Source organism: Streptococcus sp. Marseille-Q4154 (assembly GCF_916700545.1).
Lineage (GTDB): Bacteria > Bacillota > Bacilli > Lactobacillales > Streptococcaceae > Streptococcus > Streptococcus infantis_I.
The window spans coordinates 689,771-716,721 of record NZ_CAKAKN010000001.1; the positions used below are offsets into that span (position 1 = coordinate 689,771).

Annotated in this window: 22 protein-coding genes and 1 riboswitch; all 22 genes read left to right on the forward strand. The window is 39.5% G+C overall.

Annotation, left to right across the window (positions count from 1 at the left end; genetic code table 11):
• Positions 1–77: 77 nt before the first annotated feature.
• The 22 genes from LG369_RS03525 (at position 78) to glgA (ending at position 26,924) form a co-directional block, all read left to right on the forward strand.
• Positions 78–1,154, forward strand: coding sequence for an aspartate-semialdehyde dehydrogenase (locus LG369_RS03525; protein ID WP_225750254.1), 1,077 nt, complete (start codon positions 78–80; stop codon positions 1,152–1,154).
• A 121-nt stretch (positions 1,155–1,275) separates the two neighbouring features.
• Entirely contained in the window at positions 1,276–2,211 is a 936-nt protein-coding gene (gene dapA / locus LG369_RS03530) for a 4-hydroxy-tetrahydrodipicolinate synthase (protein WP_225750255.1), read from the forward strand.
• 109 nt (positions 2,212–2,320) lie between these two features.
• The gene (gene dprA, locus LG369_RS03535) at positions 2,321–3,178 is read left to right on the forward strand and encodes a DNA-processing protein DprA (RefSeq protein ID WP_413252023.1); all 858 of its coding nucleotides are present in this window, start codon (positions 2,321–2,323) and stop codon (positions 3,176–3,178) included.
• A gap of 120 nt (positions 3,179–3,298) precedes the next feature.
• Complete coding sequence (topA, locus tag LG369_RS03540) at positions 3,299–5,386, forward strand: type I DNA topoisomerase (protein WP_225750257.1); 2,088 nt, start codon at positions 3,299–3,301, stop codon at positions 5,384–5,386.
• 108 nt (positions 5,387–5,494) lie between these two features.
• Entirely contained in the window at positions 5,495–5,854 is a 360-nt protein-coding gene (locus LG369_RS03545; protein WP_225750258.1) for a YbaN family protein, read from the forward strand.
• A gap of 92 nt (positions 5,855–5,946) precedes the next feature.
• On the forward strand, positions 5,947–6,579 hold the full coding sequence (locus LG369_RS03550) for a copper homeostasis protein CutC (RefSeq protein WP_225750259.1): 633 nt from the start codon (positions 5,947–5,949) through the stop codon (positions 6,577–6,579).
• A gap of 43 nt (positions 6,580–6,622) precedes the next feature.
• Complete coding sequence (locus tag LG369_RS03555) at positions 6,623–7,279, forward strand: MmcQ/YjbR family DNA-binding protein (protein ID WP_225750260.1); 657 nt, start codon at positions 6,623–6,625, stop codon at positions 7,277–7,279.
• Between the two features lie 314 nt (positions 7,280–7,593).
• Positions 7,594–9,156, forward strand: coding sequence for a 2-isopropylmalate synthase (locus LG369_RS03560; protein ID WP_225750261.1), 1,563 nt, complete (start codon positions 7,594–7,596; stop codon positions 9,154–9,156).
• A gap of 11 nt (positions 9,157–9,167) precedes the next feature.
• Complete coding sequence (gene leuB, locus LG369_RS03565) at positions 9,168–10,205, forward strand: 3-isopropylmalate dehydrogenase (RefSeq protein ID WP_225750262.1); 1,038 nt, start codon at positions 9,168–9,170, stop codon at positions 10,203–10,205.
• Entirely contained in the window at positions 10,202–10,471 is a 270-nt protein-coding gene (locus LG369_RS03570; protein WP_006148616.1) for a DUF1294 domain-containing protein, read from the forward strand. Before leuB ends, LG369_RS03570 begins: the two co-directional genes overlap by 4 nt.
• A gap of 3 nt (positions 10,472–10,474) precedes the next feature.
• Entirely contained in the window at positions 10,475–11,857 is a 1,383-nt protein-coding gene (gene leuC / locus LG369_RS03575; protein ID WP_225750263.1) for a 3-isopropylmalate dehydratase large subunit, read from the forward strand.
• Positions 11,858–11,866: 9 nt separating this feature from the next.
• Positions 11,867–12,460, forward strand: coding sequence for a 3-isopropylmalate dehydratase small subunit (gene leuD, locus LG369_RS03580; protein WP_070677321.1), 594 nt, complete (start codon positions 11,867–11,869; stop codon positions 12,458–12,460).
• A gap of 27 nt (positions 12,461–12,487) precedes the next feature.
• Positions 12,488–13,267 (forward strand): L-threonylcarbamoyladenylate synthase, encoded by a 780-nt coding sequence (locus tag LG369_RS03585; protein WP_070677323.1) that lies wholly within the window; start codon positions 12,488–12,490, stop codon positions 13,265–13,267.
• Between the two features lie 199 nt (positions 13,268–13,466).
• Positions 13,467–14,450, forward strand: coding sequence for a GMP reductase (gene guaC / locus LG369_RS03590; RefSeq protein WP_225750264.1), 984 nt, complete (start codon positions 13,467–13,469; stop codon positions 14,448–14,450).
• Positions 14,443–14,539, forward strand: a riboswitch (purine riboswitch). (Overlaps the previous gene by 8 nt.)
• Before the next feature lie 76 nt (positions 14,540–14,615).
• Positions 14,616–15,197 (forward strand): xanthine phosphoribosyltransferase, encoded by a 582-nt coding sequence (locus tag LG369_RS03595; RefSeq protein WP_225750265.1) that lies wholly within the window; start codon positions 14,616–14,618, stop codon positions 15,195–15,197.
• The gene (locus tag LG369_RS03600; protein WP_225750266.1) at positions 15,197–16,456 is read left to right on the forward strand and encodes a nucleobase:cation symporter-2 family protein; all 1,260 of its coding nucleotides are present in this window, start codon (positions 15,197–15,199) and stop codon (positions 16,454–16,456) included. The genes LG369_RS03595 and LG369_RS03600 overlap by 1 nt, the downstream gene beginning before the upstream one ends.
• 92 nt (positions 16,457–16,548) lie before the next feature.
• Positions 16,549–18,507 carry an NAD-dependent DNA ligase LigA gene (gene ligA, locus LG369_RS03605; RefSeq protein WP_225750267.1) on the forward strand — a complete coding sequence of 653 codons (1,959 nt, stop codon included), beginning with the start codon at positions 16,549–16,551 and terminating at the stop codon, positions 18,505–18,507.
• A gap of 106 nt (positions 18,508–18,613) precedes the next feature.
• Positions 18,614–20,896, forward strand: coding sequence for a type I pullulanase (gene pulA / locus LG369_RS03610; RefSeq protein ID WP_225750268.1), 2,283 nt, complete (start codon positions 18,614–18,616; stop codon positions 20,894–20,896).
• 408 nt (positions 20,897–21,304) lie between these two features.
• Positions 21,305–23,233 carry a 1,4-alpha-glucan branching protein GlgB gene (gene glgB / locus LG369_RS03615; RefSeq protein ID WP_225750269.1) on the forward strand — a complete coding sequence of 643 codons (1,929 nt, stop codon included), beginning with the start codon at positions 21,305–21,307 and terminating at the stop codon, positions 23,231–23,233.
• Positions 23,223–24,365: a glucose-1-phosphate adenylyltransferase gene (locus LG369_RS03620; protein WP_074324142.1), complete on the forward strand. Its 1,143-nt coding sequence runs from the start codon at positions 23,223–23,225 to the stop codon at positions 24,363–24,365. The genes glgB and LG369_RS03620 overlap by 11 nt, the downstream gene beginning before the upstream one ends.
• Positions 24,355–25,494 carry a glucose-1-phosphate adenylyltransferase subunit GlgD gene (glgD, locus tag LG369_RS03625; RefSeq protein WP_225750270.1) on the forward strand — a complete coding sequence of 380 codons (1,140 nt, stop codon included), beginning with the start codon at positions 24,355–24,357 and terminating at the stop codon, positions 25,492–25,494. Before LG369_RS03620 ends, glgD begins: the two co-directional genes overlap by 11 nt.
• Positions 25,491–26,924 (forward strand): glycogen synthase GlgA, encoded by a 1,434-nt coding sequence (glgA, locus tag LG369_RS03630; protein WP_225750271.1) that lies wholly within the window; start codon positions 25,491–25,493, stop codon positions 26,922–26,924. The genes glgD and glgA overlap by 4 nt, the downstream gene beginning before the upstream one ends.
• Positions 26,925–26,951 lie beyond the last annotated feature (27 nt).

Consider the following 26,951-nt stretch of genomic DNA (forward strand, 5'->3'; position numbering starts at 1 on the left):
GACTTTTCAATTTTTCTAAAAAGTAGTATAATGTTTCTATTATAGAAATTTTTAGAAAATTCCAAAAGAGGTTTGTTATGGGATATACAGTTGCTGTTGTTGGTGCTACAGGTGCCGTTGGTGCTCAAATGATCAAAATGTTGGAAGAATCAACTCTTCCAATTGATAAGATTCGCTACCTTGCGTCTGCACGTTCTGCAGGAAAGGTCTTGCAATTCAAGGGTCAAGATGTAACTATTGAAGAAACAACAGAAGAAGCTTTTGAAGGAGTTGATATCGCTCTCTTCTCAGCTGGTGGTTCAACTTCTGCAAAATACGCACCTTATGCTGTTAAAGCTGGGGCAGTAGTAGTAGATAACACTTCTTATTTCCGTCAAAATCCAGATGTGCCATTGGTTGTTCCTGAAGTAAACGCCCATGCTCTTGATGCTCACAACGGGATCATTTCATGTCCTAACTGTTCAACTATTCAAATGATGGTAGCTCTTGAGCCAGTTCGTCAAAAATGGGGCTTAGACCGTATCATCGTTTCAACTTATCAAGCTGTTTCAGGTGCAGGTATGGGAGCCATTCTTGAGACACAACGTGAATTGCGTGAAGTATTGAATGATGGTGTAAATCCACGTGATTTGCATGCGGAAATCTTGCCATCAGGTGGCGATAAGAAACATTATCCAATTGCTTTTAATGCCCTTCCTCAAATTGACGTCTTCACTGATAATGACTACACTTATGAAGAAATGAAGATGACAAACGAAACTAAGAAAATCATGGAAGACGATAGCATTGCCGTTTCAGCAACTTGCGTGCGTATTCCTGTCTTGTCAGCTCACTCTGAGTCTGTTTACATTGAAACAAAAGAAGTAGCACCAATCGATGAAGTCAAAGCTGCTATTGCTGCCTTCCCAGGTGCAGTTCTTGAAGACGATGTTGCTCACCAAATCTATCCTCAAGCAGTCAATGCTGTCGGTTCACGTGATACATTTGTCGGACGTATCCGTAAAGACTTAGATGCTGAAAAAGGGATCCACATGTGGGTAGTATCTGATAACCTTCTCAAGGGTGCTGCTTGGAACTCAGTTCAAATTGCAGAAACCCTTCATGAACGTGGTTTGGTTCGTCCAACTACAGAATTAAAATTTGAATTGAAATAGGGAGCAAAACAGAAATCAGTAACTCGAAGATTTTGATTTCTTCCTCTTATTTTATGTACAGAACAGGAGGCAAAGGCAAGTAAGCCCCAGCCTCTTTCTTATATAGAGAAAGGTTTTTTCTATGTCTTATCAAGATTTAAAAGATTGTAAAATTATCACTGCTTTTATTACCCCTTTTCATGAAGATGGCTCCATAAATTTCGATGCGATACCAAAATTGATTGAACATCTATTGGCACATCATACTGATGGTATTCTCTTGGCAGGGACGACTGCTGAGAGTCCGACTCTTACTCACGATGAGGAGTTGCAGTTGTTTGCAGCTGTTCAGAAGGTTGTTAATGGACGTGTTCCTTTAATTGCTGGTGTTGGTACTAATGATACACGCGACTCTATTGAGTTCGTTAAAGAAGTGGCAGAATTTGGAGGCTTTGCGGCTGGACTCGCAATTGTTCCTTACTACAATAAACCATCTCAAGAAGGAATGTATCAGCACTTTAAGGCTATTGCAGATGCCTCTGATTTGCCAATTATTATCTATAATATTCCAGGTCGTGTAGTAGTTGAGTTGACACCAGAAACCATGCTTCGCTTAGCAGAACATCCAAATATCATTGGTGTCAAGGAATGTACTAGCCTTGCAAATATGGCTTATTTGATTGAGCACAAACCAGAAGAATTCTTGATTTACACTGGTGAAGATGGAGATGCTTTCCATGCTATGAACCTTGGTGCTGACGGGGTTATCTCTGTTGCTTCTCATACCAATGGTGATGAAATGTATGAAATGTTCACTGCGATTGAAGAGAGTGATATGAAGAAAGCGGCAGCTATTCAACGTAAGTTTATTCCCAAGGTTAATGCTCTCTTCTCATACCCAAGTCCTGCACCTGTTAAGGCAGTCCTCAACTATATGGGATTTGAAGCTGGTCCAACCCGCCTCCCATTGGTTCCTGCACCTGAAGAGGATGCTAAACGCATTATTAAGGTTGTTATTGACGGAGACTATGAAGCAACTAAAGCGACTGTCACTGGAGTTCTTCGACCTGATTACTAACATAAGAAAGATAAATAGAAACTTCCTAACAAGTAAAATTGTTGGGAGTTTTTTTCTTTTTCTACGAATATATAAATAGAGAGAGGATGACAAGGAGTTAATAATGAAGATTAAGATTGACAATTTTGAGATTTATAAATTGAAGAAAGCAGGTTTAAGTAATCAGCAGGTTCTGAAAGTACTTCAATACGGAGAAATTTATGATCAGGAATTGAGTTTAGAGAAAATCGCTGAAGTATCGGAGTGTCGTAATCCAGTCGTTTTTATGGAGCGGTACCATAAACTGACTTTTGAAAGCATGGAACGTCTCCAGAAAGAATTTGAAAAGTTCCCATCATTTTCAATTTTGGATGATGTTTATCCCATTTCACTCAGTGAAATTTATGATGCACCTGTATTGCTTTTTTATAAAGGAGATTTAAATCTCTTGAAATTACCCAAGGTTGCTGTTGTTGGTAGTCGCTCTTGTAGTCAAACCGGAACCAAATCAGTCCGTAAAATCATTGAAGAATTGGAAAATGAATTAGTTGTGGTGAGTGGACTTGCTAGAGGAATTGATACAGCAGCCCATATGTCTGTTCTACAAACTGGGGGCAAAACGATTGGCATTATTGGGACTGGTTTAGATGTCTATTATCCACGCTCCAATAAACGCCTTCAAGAATATATTGGAGAACATCATTTAGTACTAAGTGAGTACGGTCCAGGAGAAGAACCTTTGAAATATCACTTTCCTGCCAGAAATCGAATTATTGCGGGATTGTGTCGAGGAGTCATCGTTGCAGAAGCTAAAATAAGATCTGGTAGCTTAATCACTTGTGAGCGTGCCATGGAGGAAGGTAGAGATGTCTTTGCGATTCCAGGTTCCATTTTAGATGGACGCTCAGACGGCTGTCATCATTTAATCCAAGAAGGAGCAAAGTTGGCAACATGTGGGCAGGATATACTAGCAGAATTTGAATTTTAATAAATGAAATGATTTCATTTAGCAAACTTTTCTTCTATTATATGGGTGTTATGTCTTGACAGGTTTTTAAAAATGGTTTACACTTTATAAAGTTTAATTACTTTGAGAAGGTGTGATACTGTGGTAACGGCAACCAAAAAGAAAAAATCAACAAGTAAAAAAAATCTTGTAATCGTGGAGTCGCCTGCTAAGGCGAAAACGATTGAAAAATATCTAGGACGTAATTATAAGGTTTTAGCCAGCGTAGGACATATACGTGATTTGAAAAAATCCAGTATGTCAGTTGACGTGGAAAATAATTACGAACCGCAATATATCAATATTCGTGGGAAAGGTCCTCTCATCAATGATTTGAAAAAAGAAGCTAAGAAAGCCGATAAAGTCTTTCTTGCAAGTGACCCGGACCGGGAAGGGGAGGCTATTTCATGGCATTTAGCGCATATTTTAGATCTAGACGAGAATGACACCAACCGTGTTGTTTTCAACGAGATTACCAAAGATGCAGTAAAAAATGCCTTTAAAGAACCTCGTAAAATCAATATGGATTTGGTCGATGCCCAACAAGCCCGTCGTGTTTTGGACCGTTTAGTGGGGTATTCAATTTCACCAATTCTTTGGAAAAAGGTTAAAAAAGGCTTATCAGCAGGACGTGTTCAGTCTGTTGCTCTTAAGCTAATCATTGATCGTGAAAATGAAATTAATGCCTTCCAACCAGAAGAATATTGGACGATTGATGGTGTCTTTAAAAAAGGTACCAAGCAATTCCAAGCTTCTTTTTATGGAATGAATGGCAAGAAGATGAAGTTGACTACCAATGATGAAGTCAAAAAAGTTTTATCTCATTTGAACAGCAAGGATTTTACAGTTGATCAAGTAGATAAAAAGGAAAGAAAGCGTAATGCTCCTCTTCCATATACAACGTCTTCTATGCAGATGGATGCTGCTAACAAGATTAATTTCCGTACTAGAAAGACGATGATGGTTGCTCAGCAACTCTATGAAGGAATCAATATTGGTACAGGTGTCCAAGGTTTGATCACCTATATGCGTACGGATTCTACTCGTATCAGTCCAGTTGCTCAGAATGAAGCAGCAAGTTACATCAATGAACGTTTTGGTAGTAAGTATTCTAAACATGGTAGCAAGGTGAAAAATGCCTCTGGCGCTCAAGACGCCCACGAAGCTATTCGTCCTTCAAGTGTCTTTAATACACCTGAGAAAATTGCTAAGTATTTGGATAAAGACCAGCTAAAACTTTATACCCTTATCTGGAACCGCTTTGTAGCGAGTCAAATGACTGGTGCAATTTTTGATACCATGGCTGTTAAACTTTCGCAAAATGGTGTTCAATTCGCGGCGAATGGTAGTCAGGTTAAGTTTGATGGTTATTTAGCCATTTACAACGATTCTGATAAAAATAAGATGCTGCCTGATATGGAAGTAGGAGATGTGGTCAAACAGGTTAATAGCAAACCTGAACAACATTTCACACAACCACCGGCACGTTATTCTGAGGCTACTTTGATTAAGACCTTGGAAGAAAACGGAGTTGGACGCCCATCTACCTATGCTCCAACCATTGAAACAATCCAAAAACGTTATTATGTAAGACTAGCATCTAAACGCTTTGAACCAACTGATTTAGGACAAGTCGTTAACAAGCTGATTGTTGAATACTTCCCAGACATTGTTAACGTGAAGTTTACCGCTGAAATGGAAGGTAAACTGGATGATGTTGAGGTCGGAAAAGAAGAGTGGCAACGGGTTATTGATGAATTTTACAAACCATTCTCTAAAGAGGTTGCAAAAGCTGAAGCAGAGATGGAAAAAATTCAAATCAAGGATGAGCCAGCTGGATTTGACTGTGAAGTTTGTGGCAGTCCTATGGTGATTAAGATTGGACGCTTCGGTAAGTTTTACGCATGTAGCAATTTCCCAGATTGTCGACATACACAAGCTATTGTCAAAGAAGTCGGTGTTACATGTCCAAATTGTCATCAAGGGCAAATCATCGAACGCAAAACCAAACGTAATCGTATTTTCTATGGATGCAATCGTTATCCAGAATGTGAGTTTACCTCTTGGGATAAACCTGTTGGACGTGATTGTCCTAAATGTGGTCATTTCCTCATGGAGAAAAAAATCCGTGGTGGCGGAAAACAGATTGTATGTAGCAATGGTGACTACGAGGAAGAGAAGATTAAATAAAAATAATTAGGGCTGAAATGATAATTTCAGCTCTTTTTAATTTAAACTTGACAGAACTCATCATTTTATGGGAAACTAGAAGAAGATTATTCTTACTTAGGAGTAGATATGCGCATCATTTATCTCAGTATCGGATTCATTTCACTAGCTTTGGCAATCGTTGGAGTTGTCTTGCCACTATTACCGACAACACCCTTTCTCTTGTTGTCAATAGCTTGTTTTTCAAAATCTTCTAAACGTTTTGAAGATTGGCTCTATCATACCAAGCTCTACCAAACTTATGTTGCGGACTTTAGAGAAACTAAGTCTATTGCGCGTGAACGTAAGAAAAAGATTATCGTATCGATTTATATTTTGATGGGAATCTCCATTTATTTTGCTCCGCTCTTACCTGTAAAAATTGCTTTAGGCTGCTTAACAGTATTTATAACCTATTATCTCTTTAAGGTAATTCCAGATAAAGAATAGCTAAAAAAGTCATGATTTTCCTTGATAAAAAGTAGGGGTTACTTAAAACAATATGATATAATAATATCAAAGAAACCTTCAAGGAGTATCAAATGATTTACGAATTTTGTGCTGAAAATGTTACCTTGCTTGAAAAGGCTATGCAAGCTGGAGCTCGCCGTATTGAACTCTGTGATAATTTAGCGGTTGGTGGAACGACACCAAGCTACGGAGTAACCAAGACAGCTGTTGAACTTGCATCAAACTACGACACGACTATCATGACGATGATTCGTCCACGTGGTGGTGACTTTGTTTACAATGACCTCGAGATTGCTATTATGCTCGAGGATATACGTCTAACTGCTCAGGCAGGTAGCCAGGGGGTTGTCTTTGGTGCCTTAACAGCAGATAATAAATTGGATAAGACTAACCTTGAAAAGTTGATTGCTGCATCTAAAGGTATGGAGATTGTCTTCCATATGGCTTTCGATGACTTACGTGACCAAGATCAACTAGAAGCTATTGATTGGCTCAGCCAGGCTGGTGTAACACGTATTTTGACTCGAGCAGGTGTATCTGGCGATTCGTTAGAGAAACGTTTTACTCACTACCGCAGAATTCTAGAACATGCTGCAGGAAAAATTGAAATATTACCTGGAGGAGGGATTGATATGGACAACCGTCAAACCTTTATTGACCAACTGGGTGTGACACAATTACATGGAACTAAGGTTGTCTTTTAAAAAATAGAAAGGAACTGCTAGCTTTTGGTAGCAGTTTTCACTTATGTTTGAAATTTTTAAGGCCTATCAGTTTAATAGTAAAAAGGCTAAAGAGTATGGATTTATAGAAAATCAAGGTGTATGGACCTATAGTTCGACTATCTTGCAGGGTGATTTTCTTATGAAGATTACAGTTGAGGATGGGGACTTAAGTTTTCAAGTTTATGACCAGGAAACTGGTGAACTATATCCTCAAGTCCACATGGAAAGTATGAGAGGTACTTTTGTTGGAACTGTTCGAGAGGCTTGTTTAGAAGTTCTTTATGGCATTCGAAAGGCTTGTTTTGAGGTACAGGAATTTCTCTGTCCACAGACCAAGAGAATCATGGCGCTTGTTCAAGAAAAGTATGGCAAACAGCTGGAATATCTATGGGAGAAATCACCTGATACGGCTGTTTTGCGCCATGAAGATAATCAGAAGTGGTATGCTATTTTAATGAGAATTCCTTGGAATAGGCTAGATAAGGGGAGAGAAGGGCTAGTGGAAGCAGTCAACCTCAAACACGATCAAGTAGCTGACTTGCTTTCACAAAACGGGATTTATCCAGCCTTTCATATGAATAAACGCTATTGGATTAGTCTTCCACTCGATGATACTCTAACTGACGAAAAGGTCCTTGAATTATTTGAGAGAAGTTGGTTCTTGACTTCTAAGAAATAAATAAATATATTTGAGTTTTCAAATACTTTCAATTCGCAAAATATTCTTTATTGAAGAAATTTTCAGAAAATATTGGATTTTTTCTTGACAAGTTATTTTTCCTATGCTAGAATACTAAACAAGACATCAAACAAAGGAGAAAGCCAAACATGAAAACAGCTAAGTTTAATCAATTTGCTTTGTTGTTGAGGTACTCGGACTAGTGCAAAAGCATTAGTCCTGTTTGGCTTACCAAGCGGGAGTAAATCAACATCTCGCTTGGAACTCCGAGCGAGATGTTTTTTCTATATCGAAAATGTGAAGGGAGAATTCTCATGCGTGTAATTGAGTTTTTAGATACCAGTCTCCGAGATGGTGAGCAGACACCAGGTGTCAATTTTTCAATAAAGGAAAAGGTTGCTATAGCAAAACAGCTAGAGAAATGGGGAATCTCAGCAATTGAAGCTGGTTTTCCAGCTGCTAGTCCAGATTCATTTACAGCTGTTCAAGAAATTGCTAAGGCTATGAAAAAAACAGCCGTGACAGGCTTAGCTCGTTCTGTTAAATCAGACATTGACGCTTGTTATGAAGCACTTAAAGATGCAAAGTATCCTCAAATTCACGTCTTTATCGCTACCAGTCCGATTCATCGTAAGTATAAGCTCAATAAGAGTAAGGAAGAGATTTTGGAAGCGATCAGTGAACATGTTTCCTATGCCCGGAGGAAGTTTGAAGTAGTAGAATTCTCTCCAGAGGATGCGACTAGAACTGAGCTGGACTTTCTCCTACAAGTCGTTCAAACTGCAGTCGATGCGGGTGCGACTTATATCAATATTCCTGATACAGTAGGTTTTACAACTCCAGATGAATACGGAAGCATCTTTAAATATTTGATTGACAATGTCCAAACAGACCGTCAGATTATCTATTCTCCTCACTGTCATGATGACCTCGGAATGGCAGTAGCAAATAGCCTCGCTGCTGTTAAGAATGGTGCAGGACGTGTCGAAGGAACCATTAACGGGATCGGAGAACGAGCTGGGAATGCTGCTTTAGAAGAAATAGCAGTAGCTCTCAATATTCGCCAAGATTATTACCAAGCAGAGACAAGTATTGTCCTAAACGAAACCATCAATACTTCTGAAATGGTTTCTCGCTTTTCAGGAATTCCAGTTCCTAAAAATAAGGCAGTTGTCGGTGGAAATGCCTTCTCTCATGAATCAGGTATTCACCAAGACGGAGTTCTTAAAAACCCACTTACCTATGAAATTATTACACCTGAATTGGTGGGTGTTAAAAGTAATAGTCTTCCGCTTGGAAAATTGTCAGGTCGCCATGCCTTTGTAGAAAAACTGAGAGAACTGACCTTAGACTTCACAGAAGAGGATATCAAGTCACTCTTTGACAAATTCAAATCACTTGCAGATAAGAAGCAAGAAATCACAGACGCCGATATTCGAGCTCTGGTAGCTGGAACCATGGTTGAAAACCCAGAAGGCTTTCACTTTGATGATTTACAACTTCAAACTCATGCGGAAAATGAAATCGAAGCGACTGTCAGATTGGCTAATTTGGATGGTGAGAAAGTCGACTTTAATGCGACTGGACAAGGTTCTGTTGAAGCTATCTTTAACGCTGTTGACAAGTTCTTTAATCAATCTGTTCGCCTGGTATCCTACACCATTGATGCGGTAACGGATGGTATAGACGCTCAGGCAAGGGTTTTGGTTACCGTTGAAAATAGAGAAACAGAAACAATCTTTAACGCAGCCGGAATTGATTTCGATGTGTTGAAGGCTTCAGCTATTGCCTACATCAATGCCAATACTTTTGTTCAAAAAGAGAATACCGGAGAGATAGGTCCAAATGTTTCCTATCGCGACATGCCTAGTCTTTAAAGGAGAATACCATGACAAAGAAAATTGTTGCCCTAGCAGGTGATGGGATTGGACCAGAAATCATGGAAGCTGGTTTAGAAGTTCTAGCATCTATAGCCAAAAAAACAGACTTTGACTTTGAGATAGTCAGACAACCTTTTGGCGGTGCAGGAATTGATGCCACAGGACACCCTTTACCAGAAGCAACACTCAAGGCTGCTAGGGAAGCGGACGCTATCCTCCTTGCTGCAATCGGTAGTCCTCAGTATGATAATGCTACAGTTCGACCCGAACAAGGGCTTTTGGCACTCCGCAAGGAACTTAATCTTTATGCCAATATTCGTCCAGTTAAAATTATTGATAGTCTTAAGCACTTATCGCCTCTCAAACCTGAACGAATTGCTTGTGTTGACTTTCTTGTAGTACGTGAGTTGACAGGTGGGATTTACTTTGGTGATCATATCCTTGAAGACCGAAAAGCGCGTGATATCAACGACTATAGCTATGAGGAGGTAGAGCGGATTATTCGTAAGGCTTTTGAAATCGCAAGAAGTCGGAGAAAAATCCTGACCAGTATTGATAAGCAAAATGTTTTGGCGACCTCAAAACTTTGGCGAAGAGTGGCTGGGGAAGTCGCAAAGGATTATCCCGACGTAACCTTGGAGCACCAGCTAGTCGACTCAGCTGCCATGCTCATGATTACCAATCCTGCCAAGTTTGATGTTATAGTGACAGAGAATCTTTTCGGAGATATCCTCTCGGATGAGTCAAGTGTTCTATCTGGTACACTTGGGGTTATGCCATCAGCCAGTCACTCTGAGAATGGACCGAGTCTCTATGAACCCATTCATGGTTCGGCGCCTGATATAGCAGGCCTAGGAATCGCCAACCCTATTTCTATGATTTTATCAGTTGCTATGATGTTGCGAGATAGTTTTGGACGATATGAGGATGCGGAGCGTATCGAGCGTGCTGTTGAAGCAACTTTGGCTGCCGGAATTTTAACGAGAGATATAGGAGGACAGGCTTCGACCAAGGAAATGACGGAAGCCATCATTGAAAGATTATGAAGATAAATCAAGGAATTACTTTTGCTATTTTGATTTGGAATCTATTGGTATTTATGATTTATGGTATTGACAAATCCAAAGCAAGAAAAGGTGCTTGGCGCATCCCTGAAAAATATTTATTATCATTTGCATTCTTGTGTGGTGGTTTTGGTGCTTGGTTGGCAGGTGTTACCTTTCATCACAAGACTAGAAAATGGTATTTTAAAACGGTTTGGTTCCTAGGAATAGTGACTACACTAGTAGCTTTGTATTTGATATGGAGGTAATGAATGACAGAACAATCGATTTTTGATAAATTATGGGACCTCCATGTGATTACAGGAGAAGAAGGACAGCCTCAACTCATGTATGTAGATCAGCACTATATTCACGAGGTGACCAGTCCTCAAGCTTTTCAAGGATTGCGAGATGCAGGACGCAGATTGAGACGACCAGATTTAACATTTGGGACCTTTGACCACAATGTCCCGACGGTCAATATATATGATATTCGAGATGTAATATCCAAAGCACAGATTGATAAGTTAGCTGAAAATGTTGAAGAGTTTGGAATCGAACATGCTGCCCACGGTTCAGAAAAACAAGGTATCGTTCATATGGTTGGTCCAGAAACAGGAAGAACACAACCTGGGAAATTCATTGTCTGTGGTGATAGCCATACTGCAACTCACGGAGCTTTTGGAGCGATTGCCTTCGGTATTGGAACCAGTGAGGTTGAACATGTCTTTGCTACTCAAACCATTTGGCAGGTTAAACCCAAGAAAATGTTGGTAGAATTTACTGGTGTCCCTAAAAAAGGAGTCTATTCTAAGGATTTCATCTTAGCCTTGATTGCCAAGTACGGTGTTGCTTGTGGTGTTGGCTACGTGGTGGAGTATCGAGGTCAGGCCATTGATGCACTTAGCATGGAAGAGCGTATGACTATCTGCAATATGTCCATCGAATTTGGTTCCAAAATGGGAATCATGAATCCAGATCAGACCACTTTTGCCTATCTAAAAGGACGAGAGTGCGTTCCCAAGGATTTTGATGCAGCAGTAGCTGATTGGAAAAGACTGGTTAGTGATGAAGATGCCGTTTATGATAAGGTTATTCGTTTGGATGTCTCAGAATTGGCTCCTATGGTGACTTGGGGTACTAATCCCGCTATGGGTGTTGACTTTGATTCTAGCTTCCCAGAAATAAAGGATATGAATGATGAACGAGCCTATCATTACATGGATTTGCAACCAGGTCAAAAACCAGCAGATATCCAACTAGGCTATGTCTTTATTGGTTCTTGTACCAACGCTAGACTTAGTGATTTGCAACTGGCGGCTCGCTTTGTAGAAGGGAAGAAGATCGCCCCTAACTTAACAGCTATTGTGGTACCTGGTTCTCGACCAGTCAAGCGAGCTGCTGAGAAGTTGGGCTTGGACAAGGTTTTTCTAGATGCTGGTTTTGAATGGAGAGACCCAGGGTGTTCTATGTGTCTAGGAATGAATCCTGATAAAGTACCAGATGGTGTTCATTGTGCCTCAACTAGCAACCGTAACTTTGAAGATCGACAGGGCTTTGGTGCTAAGACTCATCTCTGTAGTCCAGCTATGGCAGCTGCGGCAGCAATCGCAGGGCGATTCGTAGATGTACGGCAAATGCCAGAAGCTCAGTAAGGAGAGGATATGGAGAAATTTACAGTTTATACAGGAACAACCGTTCCTCTCATGAATGATAACATCGACACCGACCAAATTCTTCCCAAACAGTTTCTGAAGTTGATTGACAAGAAAGGCTTTGGTAAGTACCTCATGTATGCTTGGCGTTATCTGGATGATAACTACACTGAGGATCCAGATTTTGTCTTTAATCGGCCAGACTACCGTAAGGCTACTATCCTTATCACGGGAGATAACTTCGGGGCTGGTTCTTCGAGGGAGCACGCAGCTTGGGCATTAGCAGATTATGGTTTTAAGGTCGTAATTGCAGGATCTTTCGGTGACATTCATTACAATAATGAACTCAATAATGGCATGTTGCCAATTGTTCAACCAAGGGAAGTTAGAGAAAAACTCGCCCAGCTCCAACCAACTGATCAAGTGACGGTTGACTTGGAACAACAAACAATCATCTCACCAGTTGGGGAATTCACTTTCGAAATTGATAACGAATGGAAACACAAGCTCTTAAATGGTTTGGATGATATCGGTATTACCATGCAGTACGAAGATTTAATTGCTGCTTATGAAAAACAACGCCCAGCCTACTGGCAGGATTAGAAAAAATATAGAAAAGGAAATAGAACTATGACAAAACACATTCAATGGGACGGAACACTTTCACAAGAAGGCTACGACATTTTAAAAGGTGAGGGCGGATGTATCGTTTGTCCTACTAAAGTCGGTTACATTATCATGACTAGTGACAAGGCTGGACTTGAGCGTAAGTTTGAAGCCAAAGAACGTAACCGTAACAAACCAGGTGTTGTCCTCTGTGGTAGCATGGACGAGCTATGCGCTTTAGCACAGCTAAATCCTGAAATCGAAGCTTTCTATCAAAAACATTGGGACGAAGATATTCTCCTTGGTTGTATTCTTCCTTGGAAACCAGAAGCTTTTGAAAAATTGAAAGCATACGGTGATGGACGTGAAGAACTCATGACAGACGTTCGTGGTACTAGCTGTTTTGTCATCAAGTTTGGTAAAGCTGGTGAACAATTAGCTGCCAAACTTTGGGAAGAAGGGAAAATGGTCTACGCTTCATCTGCAAACCCTTCTGGAAAAGGAAATCGTGGTAAAGTGGAAGGAATTGGGGAGCGTATCGAAGGAGCAGTGGATCTTGTCATCGAAGCAGACGACTATGTTGCTTCAATCCAGCCAGACAAAACAGTTGAAACTCGCTACGAGCAAGGTGTGATGGTGTCTATGGTTGATAAAGACGGCAAGCTCATTCCAGAACAAGGTGGAGCACGTTCAACTTCACCAGCACCAGTTGTGATTCGTAAAGGACTTGACATCGATAAAATCATGATGCATCTGTCAGAAACCTTTAACTCATGGGACTACCGTCAAGGGGAGTATTATTAAGACTAAACATAAATTAGAGAGTCTATAAACTCTCTATTTTTTGTGAAATAACGAGTAAAATCCGAACATAATAATTTTAATGTTTCAAAATGTTTGACAAAAACTTTACCTTAGTTTATAATCTTTAAAGGAAACGTCGGAAAAGACGTAGTGATGCGAAAGCATAGGTAGGTCATTATAAAAGAAACGAGACATCGAAATGTTAAACGAATTTCCGATTTTTGACTATGAAGATATTCAGCTAATTCCTAATAAGTGTGTTCTTAAAAGTCGTGCAGAAGCTGACACACAGGTGACACTAGGGAAGTACACCTTTAAATTACCAGTTGTTCCTTCAAATATGCAAACTATCTTGGATGAAGATGTTGCAGAACAACTTGCAAAAGGTGGTTATTTCTATATCATGCATCGCTTCGATGAAGCTGGACGCATTCCTTTTGTAAAACGCATGCATGAAAAAGGGTTGATTGCTTCTATCTCTGTTGGTGTTAAGGATTATGAGTATGACTTTGTTAGTCAATTAAAGGAAGATGCCCCAGAGTATATCACTATTGATATCGCTCATGGACATGCCGACAGTGTGATTTCAATGATTCAGCACATTAAGAAAGAATTGCCAGATACCTTTGTCATCGCTGGTAACGTTGGTACTCCCGAGGCAGTTCGTGAACTTGAAAATGCTGGAGCAGACGCTACTAAGGTCGGGATCGGTCCAGGTAAAGTATGTATTACTAAGGTTAAAACTGGTTTTGGTACTGGTGGTTGGCAGTTAGCTGCCCTTCGCTGGTGTGCGAAAGCTGCGCGTAAACCGATTATTGCTGATGGTGGTATCCGTACACACGGAGATATTGCCAAGTCAATCCGCTTTGGTGCAAGTATGGTTATGATTGGTTCTTTATTTGCAGGCCATATCGAAAGCCCTGGTAAAACTGTCGAAGTCGATGGTAAACAATTTAAAGAATACTATGGTTCTGCTTCAGAATACCAAAAAGGTGCCTATAAGAATGTCGAAGGCAAGAAAATTCTTCTTCCTGCCAAAGGACACTTACAAGATACCCTAACTGAGATGGAACAAGATTTGCAAAGTTCGATTTCTTATGCTGGAGGTCGAAAGGTAGCTGATCTTAGACATGTAGATTATGTGATTGTGAAGAACTCTATCTGGAATGGAGATGCTCACTAAAAATATGATTACTTATTTATGTCGCGAATTGGCGTGGCGTTTCTACAAGGTACCGTAAATACCTAACAATGAGTAAGTCGAAGAGAGATAAAAGAATCAGGGATATCTGTTTCAATCTTTCTAAGGGGCTTACTATGTAAGTCCCTTTTTATTTCGGAGGTTATTGTGAAATTACTAGAGGAACGTATTTTAAAAGATGGGAATATTCTAGGTGAGAATATTCTTAAGGTGGATTCTTTCTTGACTCACCAAGTGGATTTTTCCTTAATGCGCGAGATTGGTCGCACCTTTGCAGAATATTTTAAAAATGCAGGTATTACCAAAGTCGTAACCATTGAAGCATCAGGAATCGCTCCAGCTCTATATGTTGCAGAACAATTAGATGTACCTATGATTTTTGCTAAGAAGGCAAAAAATATTACCATGAATGAAGGAATTTTAACTGCAGAAGTATTTTCTTTCACTAAACAAGTTACTAGTACCGTATCCATTGCAGGGAAGTTCTTATCTCCTGGAGATAAAGTATTAATTATTGATGATTTCTTGGCTAATGGTCAAGCAGCTAAAGGTTTGATTCAGATTATCGAACAAGCTGGTGCTACAGTCGAGGCCGTCGGGATTGTGATTGAAAAATCTTTCCAAGATGGTCGTGAACTGTTAGAAAAATCAGGTCATCAGGTCGTATCACTTGCTCGTTTAGAGCGTTTTGAAAATGGAAGAGTTATCTTCAAGGAGGCAGACATCTAATGAATCAAAAAGAAAATCACTCAAAAGCAGCCGTATTGGGCTTGCAACACTTACTTGCTATGTACTCAGGTTCAATCCTGGTACCAATCATGATTGCAGGTGCCCTAGGTTACTCACCTCAACAACTGACATACCTTATCTCTACAGATATCTTTATGTGTGGGGTCGCAACTCTCTTACAATTGCAACTTAATAAATATTTTGGTGTTGGTTTACCTATTGTTCTTGGGGTAGCCTTCCAGTCTGTTGCTCCACTTATTATGATTGGACAAAGTCACGGTAGTGGTGCTATGTTTGGTGCCTTGATTGCTTCTGGTATTTATGTCGTTCTTGTAGCTGGCGTATTTTCTAAGGTTGCCAATCTTTTCCCTTCAATCGTAACAGGTTCTGTCATTACAACAATTGGTTTAACTTTGATTCCTGTAGCTATCGGAAATATGGGAAATAACGTCGAAAAACCAACGGGACAAAGTTTGGCATTAGCAACAATCACTATTCTCATCATTCTTTTGGTCAATATCTTTACAAAAGGATTCATTAAGTCAATTTCTATTTTGATTGGTTTGATTGCAGGTACTATCATCGCTGCGACTATGGGCTTGGTTGATTTCTCTCCAGTAGCAGAAGCTCCACTTGTTCATATCCCAACTCCATTCTACTTTGGTGCTCCACAATTTGAGATTTCTTCTATTGTAATGATGTGTATTATCGCTACTGTATCAATGGTAGAATCAACTGGTGTATATCTTGCCCTTTCTGATATTACTAAAGATCCAATTGATAGCACTCGTCTCCGTAATGGTTATCGTGCTGAAGGTCTTGCTGTTTTACTTGGTGGACTTTTCAATACCTTCCCTTATACAGGTTTTTCTCAAAACGTTGGTTTGGTGAAACTTTCAGGTATTCGTACACGTTTGCCGATCTACTATGCTGCAGGTTTTCTTATCTTACTTGGTCTCTTGCCTAAGTTTGGTGCCTTGGCACAGATTATCCCTAGCCCTGTTCTAGGTGGAGCCATGCTCGTCATGTTCGGTTTCGTTTCACTTCAAGGGATGCAAATCTTGTCTCGTGTGGACTTCGAACATAATGAACACAATTTTCTCATTGCAGCAGTTTCTATTGCTGCTGGGGTTGGATTAAACGGAAGCAACCTCTTCAATACTATACCAACAGAATTACAGATGTTCTTCTCAAATGGTATCGTCATTGCAAGTACAGTGGCCATCATTTTAAACGCTATTTTGAATCGGAAAAAATAAAAATAAGTGAGAAGGATAGAAATATCCTTCTCATTTTGTTTTTTAGAGCTTGAGTATTGTTTCTATGGTCCTTTTTATGGTAAAATGGTTCTATGAATGAAAGAATGAAAGAGCTCGTTGAGTTGCTCAATCGCTATGCGACAGAGTATTATACAAGTGATAATCCATCTGTATCTGATAGTGAATATGATCGTCTTTATCGTGAATTGGTAGAGTTAGAAAAAGCTCATCCAGAGCAAGTCTTGCCAGATAGTCCAACCCACCGTGTTGGCGGTAAGATTCTAGATGGATTTGAAAAATATAGCCATCAGTATCCTCTCTATAGTTTGCAGGATGCTTTTTCACGTGAAGAACTCGATGCCTTTGATGCGCGTGTTCGTAAAGAATTGGATGATGTTACTTATATCTGTGAGTTGAAAATTGATGGTTTATCGATTTCCTTGACTTATGAGCAAGGAATTTTTGTTGCTGGAGCTACTCGTGGTGATGGTTCAGTCGGTGAGAATATCACAGAAAATCTCAAACGTGTCAAGGACATTCCTTTATCCTTACCAGAGAAATTAGATATCACTGTTCGTGGTGAATGTTATATGCCAAGAGCTTCTTTCAATCAAGTCAATCTTGCTCGTCAAGAAAACGGGGAGCCGGAGTTTGCTAATCCACGAAATGCTGCTGCAGGAACCCTTCGCCAGTTAGACACAGGAATAGTAGCTAAGCGTAATCTTGCAACTTTCCTCTATCAGGAAGCAAGTCCTTCAACTAGAGACAGCCAAGAGAAGGTTTTAAATCATCTGGAACAGTTGGGCTTTGTGGTTAACCCTAGACGACTATTAGCCCACAGCATGGACGAAGTTTGGGAATTTATCCAAGAAGTAGGTCAAGAAAGAGACCAATTGCCATATGATATCGACGGTGTCGTGATTAAGGTCAATGATCTAGCTGGTCAAGAGCAGCTTGGATTTACAGTCAAAGCACCAAAATGGGCAGTCGCTTATAAGTTCCCTGCAGAAGAAAAAGAAGCGAAACTTCTTTCGGTTGACTGGACAGTTGGTCGTACGGGAGTTGTAACTCCGACTGCTAATCTTACCCCGGTGCAATTGGCAGGTACAACAGTTAGTCGTGCAACCCTGCATAATGTAGACTATATCGCTGAAAAGGATATCCGCAAGGATGATACAGTCATTGTCTACAAGGCAGGCGATATTATTCCCGCTGTTTTACGAGTGGTTGAGTCTAAGCGAGTGTCTGAGGAGAAACTAGATATTCCAACAAACTGTCCAAGTTGTGAGAGCAAGCTGTTACACTTTGAAGATGAGGTGGCTCTTCGTTGTATAAACCCACGTTGTCCAGCTCAAATCAAGGAAGGTCTAATTCACTTCGCATCCCGTGACGCCATGAATATTTCTGGCCTTGGTCCATCAATCGTAGAAAAATTATTTGCCGCCAATTTAGTTAAAGATGTTGCGGATATTTATCGCTTAACTGTGGAAGATTTTCTCTTGTTAGACGGCATCAAGGAGAAATCAGCTCAAAAACTTTACCAGGCTATTCAAGCTTCTAAAGAAAATTCTGCTGAAAAACTTTTGTTTGGTTTAGGGATTCGTCATGTTGGAAGCAAGGCAAGTCAGTTACTCTTACAACATTTCCATTCAATCGAATCACTTGCACAAGCAAATCCTGAAGAAGTAGCAAGCATCGAAAGTTTGGGAAATGTCATTGCTCAAAGTCTCCAATCTTATTTTGAGACTGAGGGTGCAAAAATTCTTTTAAGTGAATTGAAAGAATTAGGTGTTAATCTAGATTATAAAGGACAGGTCGTTGCAGCAGATGCTGCCTTATCAGGTCTAACTGTCGTATTGACAGGGAAACTTGAACGTCTTACTCGCTCGGAAGCCAAAAGTAAGCTCGAAAATCTTGGTGCCAAGGTAACGGGTAGCGTATCGAAGAAGACTGACCTTGTGGTAGCTGGAGCAGATGCAGGAAGCAAACTCCAAAAAGCACAAGAACTTGGAATTGAGATTCGAGATGAAGCTTGGTTGGAGAGTTTGTAAGGAATACACAGTCTAGAATAATCATCTATCATTTCTTGCTTCTATCCAAATAAGTGAATCAAGAAATGTTACTATATAAATTAATAATTAGAAATTAGGGAAAAACATGTACAATTATCCTGTACTTATTCATTATCATCGTAAGGATGAAGCATATCAGAGTTGCAACTTTAGTAAATGGCCAGCTGATTCAGTAGAGTTTGTTAAAGAGCAAGAATACTTTGGAGATAAATTTTCATTTACCCAATCAAGTGAAACACCTCTTGAACAAATGGTGTTTACAGTTGATAAAGATGGAGTAAGCAAAGAATATCCTATCCGATTCAATCATTATCCACTCTTAACAGAAGTTTGGATTTTAGATGGAGATGCCACCGTTTATTATTCTGAAAACCCAGCCATTGCAAGTCCACACTATAAAGATCAAAATCCATTTGCTTTTGATAAAGCGATTAACAGTGCTAGTTTTGATCACCACTGGGGTTACCAAGGAGAGTTGGGATGCCAGGTTTCCGAAGAAGAAACAAGCTTTAAACTTTGGTCACCAACAGCAACAACTGTACAAGTTGTAGTTTATGAATCAGCAAGTAATGATGCGGCTATCCTAAAGACTTATGAAATGCAACGTGGTAACAGTTATTCATATAGTCACAAGGATAATACAATTGGCGTTTGGAATTTGACAGTTCCTGAAAGTCTTGCTGGTCGTGCCTATCAATATCAGATTAATTTTCCACATCATCAATCATTGACACGTGATCCATATACCATTGCGACAAGTCCAGATGGCAAACGTTCAGCGATTCTTTCAGAAAAAGAACGTCAAGTTGAAGGTTTTGAAGTTAAGAATGGAACGGAAGCTACTTGGCGATTGGAAAATTCTTGTAAAGCGGTTGTTTACGAAATGCACATTCGTGACTTGACTAAGTCTGAAACTTCTGGTGTTGCTCCAGAATTAAGAGGAACATTCTTAGGTGCTGCCCAGACTGGAACAGTCAATCACTTCGGTCAGTCTACTGCATTTGACTATATCAAGGAACTTGGTGTTAACTATGTTCAACTGCAACCAATTGCTGATCGTCACAAAGAGTATGATGCAGATGGAAATGTGACCTATAACTGGGGCTATGACCCACAGAACTACAATGCACCAGAAACTAGCATGTCTACAAATCCAAACGATCCAGGTCAAGTTATCCGCGATTTGAAGACGATGATTCAAGCTTATCATGATGCTGGAATCGGCGTTATCATGGATGTGGTATACAACCATACGTTTTCAACTGTTGATGCCCCATTCCAAACAACCGTTCCAGACTATTATTACCGAATGAACCGCGATGGAAGTTATCAAAATGGTACTGGTGTAGGAAACGAGACTGCTAGTGAACACGAAATGTTCCGTAAGTATATGATTGATTCACTGCTTTATTGGGTGAATGAGTTTAATATTGATGGTTTCCGCTTTGACTTGATGGGAATTCATGATGTTAAAACGATGCAGATGATTCGTTGGGCTTTGGATGAAGTCGATCCTAAAATCATCCTTTATGGAGAAGGGTGGGATATGGGAACTGGTCTTGCTCCTTATGATAAGGCTAAGAAAGACAATGCCTATCAATTACCTAATATTGGATTTTTCAATGATGATCAACGTAATGCGATTAAGGGTGCTGAAGTTTACGGTGATATCAAATCAGGCTTCGTAAGTGGTGCTGCCACTGAACCAATTGTTGCCAAAGCTATCCTTGGTAGTCGTGAACTAGGCTCTTATCTAAGCCCTAACCAGGTTGTCAACTATGTAGAAGCCCATGATAACTATAACTTGCATGATTTATTAGCGACACTTCATCCAACAGAAGACCAAGCAAGTATCATGAAAAAGGTAGAAACAGCAACTGCAATGAATCTACTCATGCAAGGCATCTCCTTTATGGAACTTGGTCAAGAGTTTGGACGTACCAAACTGGTTGCTACAGGTGAAAACGGTGAGTTGACTCATGATGATCGCGAACGTGCTATGAACAGTTACAATGCTCCAGACGCTGTTAACCAGGTAGACTGGGACTTAATCAATGAACGTCAAGAAAGCATTGAATTTATTCGTCAGATTATAGGTCTTAAAACAAAGACTAGTGCCTTTTCATACCCTACATACGAGGAAGTATACCGTCACGTCTTTGTTCACACAGCTATTGAAAATAGTGGCTGGATTGTCTATGAGATTCAGGGAACTAAAGAACATTTCTTGGTTGTATTTAATGCCAAAGGTGCATCTTTCTATTATGAAAATGCTGGAAATCTAGAAATGTTGGTTACAAATAGTCGTTCAAACCAAGAAAATACTCTTGATAATGTGAGCGTTGCAGTTATGAATGTTTTAGTTTAAAAAAAATAAAACTCAAGATTAATCTTGAGTTTTTTTATATATAAATTTGTCCTAATAAAAAATATGGGAATATTACTAAAAATAGTTGAAAATTTCAGAAAATTTGATAAAATTGTACTTAAGATACTTTATCCGAACAAAAAGTTTTATTCATGAAAATAATGTTAAGTTTTTAAAGTATCTGTTTTGCAAAATTAGCATTGAAAAAAATATTGTAAGTGATTTAATGCTACAAAAACTGATATCAAGGTAGAATATCAATAAATACTGAAAATTTAAGAAATGTCAAGATAATTACTTGAAGATTTTCTAAAAAATATTTATGATAATTCGGAAATTGGTTGAAAGTTTTCTTAAAAGATAGTATAATAGAAATATAGAAAACGCTTACAATATAAAGGGGGATTTATGGATACATTAGAAGCTTTAAGAACTTTTACAACAGGCGAAAATTTCCATCTTCAGCACTATTTGGGCGCACATCGTGAGGAGAAAGACGGGGAATGGGGTTACACATTCCGTGTTTGGGCTCCAAATGCGCAGGCTGTTCATCTAGTCGGTGATTTCACGAATTGGGTTGAAAATCAAATCCCTATGGTTCGAAACGAATCTGGAGTTTGGGAAGTTTTTACAACTTTTGCCCAAGAAGGTCAGATTTATAAATATCATATCACACGGGCTAATGGTCATCAGCTTATGAAGATTGATCCTTTAGCTGTTCGGTATGAAGCACGTCCAGGAACAGGGGCAGTGTTAACAGAAATTCCAGAAAAGAAATGGAAGGATGGACTTTGGTTAGCTCGTAGAAAACGTTTGGGATTCTTCGAAAGGCCAGTTAATATTTACGAAGCACACGCTGGTTCGTGGAAACGAAATCCAGATGGAACTCCATATAGTTTTGCTCAATTAAAAGAAGAGTTGATCCCTTACTTAGTTGAAATGAACTACACTCATATTGAGTTTATGCCTTTGATGGCTCACCCGCTAGGTTTGAGTTGGGGCTATCAACTGATGGGATATTTCGGTTTAGAACATTCTTACGGAAGACCAGAAGAGTTTCAAGACTTTGTTGAGGAGTGTCACTTAAACAATATCGGTGTTATCGTGGACTGGGTTCCAGGTCACTTCACAATCAATGACGATGCCTTAGCCTACTATGATGGAACTCCGACTTTTGAATATCAAGACCATAACAAAGCTCATAACTATGGTTGGGGGGCATTAAACTTCGACTTAGGGAAAAACGAAGTACAGTCTTTCCTAATTTCTAGCATTAAGTTCTGGATTGATTTTTATCATTTAGATGGTATCCGTGTTGATGCCGTAAGTAATATCCTTTATCTTGATTATGATAATGCACCTTGGACACCAAATAAAGACGGTGGAAATCTTAACTACGAAGGCTATTATTTCCTTCAGCGTTTAAATACTGTTATTAAGCTAGCTCACCCTGATGTCATGATGATTGCAGAAGAAAGCTCTTCGGCAACTAAAATAACAGGTCCGAAAGAGATAGGTGGTCTTGGATTTGACTACAAGTGGAACATGGGCTGGATGAATGATATCTTACGTTTCTACGAAGAAGATCCAATTTACCGCAAGTATGATTTTAACCTAGTAACCTTCAGTTTTATGTATGTCTTTAATGAAAATTATCTCCTACCATTCTCACATGATGAGGTTGTACATGGTAAGAAGAGTATGATGCATAAGATGTGGGGGGATCGTTATAATCAATTTGCAGGCCTTAGAAATCTTTATACTTATCAAATTTGTCACCCTGGTAAGAAATTACTCTTTATGGGTAGCGAATTCGGTCAATTCTTAGAGTGGAAATCAGAAGAGCAATTAGAATGGTCAAACCTTGAAGATCCAATGAATGCCAAGATGAAATCCTTCACATCTCAGTTGAATCAACTTTATAAGGACCACCGTTGTCTTTGGGAAATTGATACAAGCTATGATGGAATTGAAATTATCGATGCAGATAATAGAGATCAGAGTGTTCTTTCCTTTATTCGTAAAGGAAAGAAAGGCGAGATGCTAGTCTGTGTCTTTAATATGGCACCAGTCGAACGACCTGATTTCACAATTGGACTGCCAGTTGCAGGTGTGTATGAAGAAATTTGGAATACAGAGTTGGAACAATGGGGAGGTGTTTGGAAAGAACACAACCAAACTGTTCAAACTCAAGAAGGGTTATGGAAGGATTATGAGCAGACTTTGACTTTTACCTTGCCAGCTTTGGGGGCAAGTATCTGGAAAATCAAACGTCGCTTGAAACCCGCTAAAAAAGAATCAAATAAATCTCAAAAAGGAGTAGAAAATGAAGAATGAAATGCTAGCTTTAATCCTTGCCGGTGGGCAAGGAACTCGTCTCGGTAAACTCACTCAAAGCATTGCAAAACCTGCTGTGCAATTTGGTGGGCGCTATCGTATCATTGACTTTGCTCTTTCTAACTGTGCCAACTCTGGTATCCATAATGTTGGGGTTATTACACAGTATCAACCACTAGCTCTCAACAGCCACATAGGTAATGGTTCTAGTTGGGGTCTTGATGTAATTGATTCAGGTGTTTCTATCCTTCAACCTTACTCTGCAAGTGAAGGAAATCGTTGGTTTGAAGGTACAAGTCATGCGATTTACCAAAATATTGACTATATCGATAGCATTAATCCTGAGTATGTTTTGATTCTTTCAGGAGACCATATCTACAAGATGGACTACGATGATATGCTCCAATCACACAAGGATAACAATGCCAGCTTGACAGTAGCTGTCTTGGATGTACCACTAAAAGAAGCTAGTCGTTTCGGTATCATGAATACAGATGCTAATAATCGCATTGTTGAATTCGAAGAAAAACCTGCCCAACCAAAATCAACCAAGGCATCAATGGGGATTTATATCTTTGACTGGAAACGACTTCGCAACATGCTAGTTGCAGCTGAAAAGGCTAACCTAGATATGTCTGATTTCGGAAAGAATGTTATTCCAAATTATCTTGAGACAGGTGAAAGTGTCTATGCTTATGAATTTAATGGATACTGGAAGGATGTTGGTACAATCGAATCTCTTTGGGAAGCAAATATGGAATACATCTCTCCAGAAAATGCTCTAGATAGCCGAAATCGTCAATGGAAAATTTATTCTCGTAACCTTATCGCTCCACCAAACTTCCTTGGAGAATTTGCTCAAGTAGAAGACTCTCTAGTAGTAGATGGATGTTACGTGAATGGTACTGTAAAACATTCCATTCTTTCTACAGCTGCTCAAGTTCGTAAGGGAGCAGAAGTTGTTGATTCTGTCATCATGAGTGGAGCAGTTATCGGTAGAGGTGCTAAAATTACACGTGCAATCATCGGTGAAGGTGCAATTATTGCCGATGGTGTTGAAATTGATGGTACAGAAGAAGTACAAGTAGTCGGATATAACGAAGTAGTGGGGGTAGCAACAGATGAAGATTGATAAATATTCAGCGATTTTAGGAAATACCGTTGGTTTCCATGATATGTCAACCTTGACAAGTAACCGTCCAGTGGCAAGTTTGCCATTTGGAGGAAAGTATCGTTTGATTGACTTCCCACTCTCAAGTTTAGCAAATGCTGGTGTTCGAAGTGTCTTTGGAATCTTCCAACAAGATAACATCAGCTCTGTATTTGACCACATTCGTTCAGGACGTGAATGGGGCTTGAATACCCTTCTTAGCCACTACTATCTTGGAATCTACAATACTCGTGTGGAAAGTAGTACTGTTGGTAAAGAGTATTATCAACAACTCTTGACTTATTTAAAACGTTCTGGATCTAACCAAACGGTTTCCTTGAACTGTGACGTTTTGGTAAATATTGATCTTACTCAGGTTTTCCATTTGCATAATACTACAAAATCTCCTATTACGGTTGTTTATAAGAAACTACCTAAAAAGGATATTTCAGAAGTAAATGCTATCCTAGATATTGATGAAACTGACCACGTGCTCTCTCACAAACTCTTCGATAAAAAAGCTGAACAAGAATACTACAACATGTCAACGGATATCTTTGTTGTAGATACTCAATGGTTGATTGAACGTCTGGAACAAGAAGCTCAGAAAGAACACCCAGAAAAACTACGTTATGTTCTACGTGACTTAGCAGTAGAATCAGGTGCTTTTGCATACGAGTATACTGGTTACTTGGCAAATATTCATTCTGTAGAAACATACTACCAAGCCAATATTGATATGCTTGATCTGCATAAATTCTACTCTCTATTCTCTCCAAATCAAAAGATTCACACAAAGGTGAAAAACGAAGAACCAACTTATTATGCACCTGGTTGTGAAGTAAATACTTCGCAGTTTGCTTCTGGTAGTATTGTCGAAGGTAAGGTTGTTCGTTCAGTTGTTTCACGTAATGTTCAAATTCATAAAGATAGCTTAGTTAAAGAATCTATTGTTTTCCCTCGTGTTGTCATTGGTGAAGGTGCTCAAGTTGAGTATGCAATTATTGATAAGGGTGCTGAAGTAGCTGATGGAGTTGTTATTCGTGGTACAGCAGAAAATCCTGTTGTCATCAAAAAAGGTGAAAAAGTAACAGAGGACATTCTTTCATGAAAATTTTATTTGTAGCAGCCGAAGGAGCCCCTTTTTCTAAAACAGGTGGCTTGGGAGATGTTATCGGGGCTCTTCCAAAATCATTAGTTAAAGCTGGTCATGAAGTTGCTGTTATACTGCCATACTATGACATGGTGGAAGCCAAGTTTGGTGATCAAATTGAAGATGTTCTTCAATTTGAAGTATACGTTGGTTGGCGTAGACAATTTTGTGGCATTAAGAAGACTGTTCTAAATGGTGTTACTTTCTACTTTATTGACAACCAGTATTATTTCTTCCGTGGTCATGTGTATGGTGATTTCGATGATGGTGAACGTTTTGCCTTCTTCCAACTTGCGGCTCTGGAAGCTATGGAGCGTATTGGATTTATCCCAGATGTTCTTCATGCTCATGATTATCATACAGCTATGATTCCTTTCTTGTTGAAGGAAAAATACAGATGGATTCAAGCCTATCAAAACATTAAGACTGTCTTAACAATCCATAATTTGGAATTCCAAGGCCAATTCTCTGAAGGTATGCTTTGGGATTTGTTCCGAGTTGGATTTGAACGCTATGCGGATGGTACAGTTCGTTGGAATGACTGCCTGAACTGGATGAAGGCTGGTATCCTCTATGCAGATCGTGTATCTACTGTATCGCCAAGCTATGCTTATGAAATCATGACAACAGAGTTTGGTTGTGGCTTGGATCAGATTTTACGAATGGAGTCTGGTAAGGTTTCTGGTATTGTAAATGGAATCGATACGGATCTTTATAATCCAGAAACGGATCCTTTGTTGGATTATCATTTTAATAAATCAGACCTATCAGGAAAAGCTCAGAATAAAGCTAAACTTCAGGAGAAAGTTGGTCTTCCAGTTCGTCCTGATGTTCCAATGATTGGTATTGTGTCGCGTTTGACAAGACAGAAAGGTTTTGATGTCGTCGTTGAAGGTTTGCATCGTATGCTTCAAGAAGATGTTCAAATCGTTCTCTTGGGTACAGGTGATCCTGGTTTTGAACAAGCCTTCTCATGGTTTGGTCAAGTATTCCCAGATAAACTTTCTGCCAATATTACCTTTGATGTCAAGCTAGCACAGGAAATTTATGCATCCTGTGATATTTTCCTCATGCCAAGTCGTTTTGAACCTTGTGGACTTTCTCAAATGATGGCTATGCGCTATGGTACTTTACCACTTGTTCATGAGGTAGGTGGTTTGAGAGATACTGTTCAGCCGTTCAATCCGATAGAAGGAACTGGTACAGGATTTAGTTTTAACAACTTGACGCCATACTGGCTTAACTGGGCTCTTCAAACTGCTTTGGATGTTTACTATAACCATCCTGACGTTTGGAAAAACATGCAAGTCCAAGCAATGGAATGTGACTTCTCTTGGGATACAGCTTGTCAGTCTTACCTTGATTTGTATCACAGCTTAGCAAATTAAATAAATAAAATCGTATGATGCTTTCAT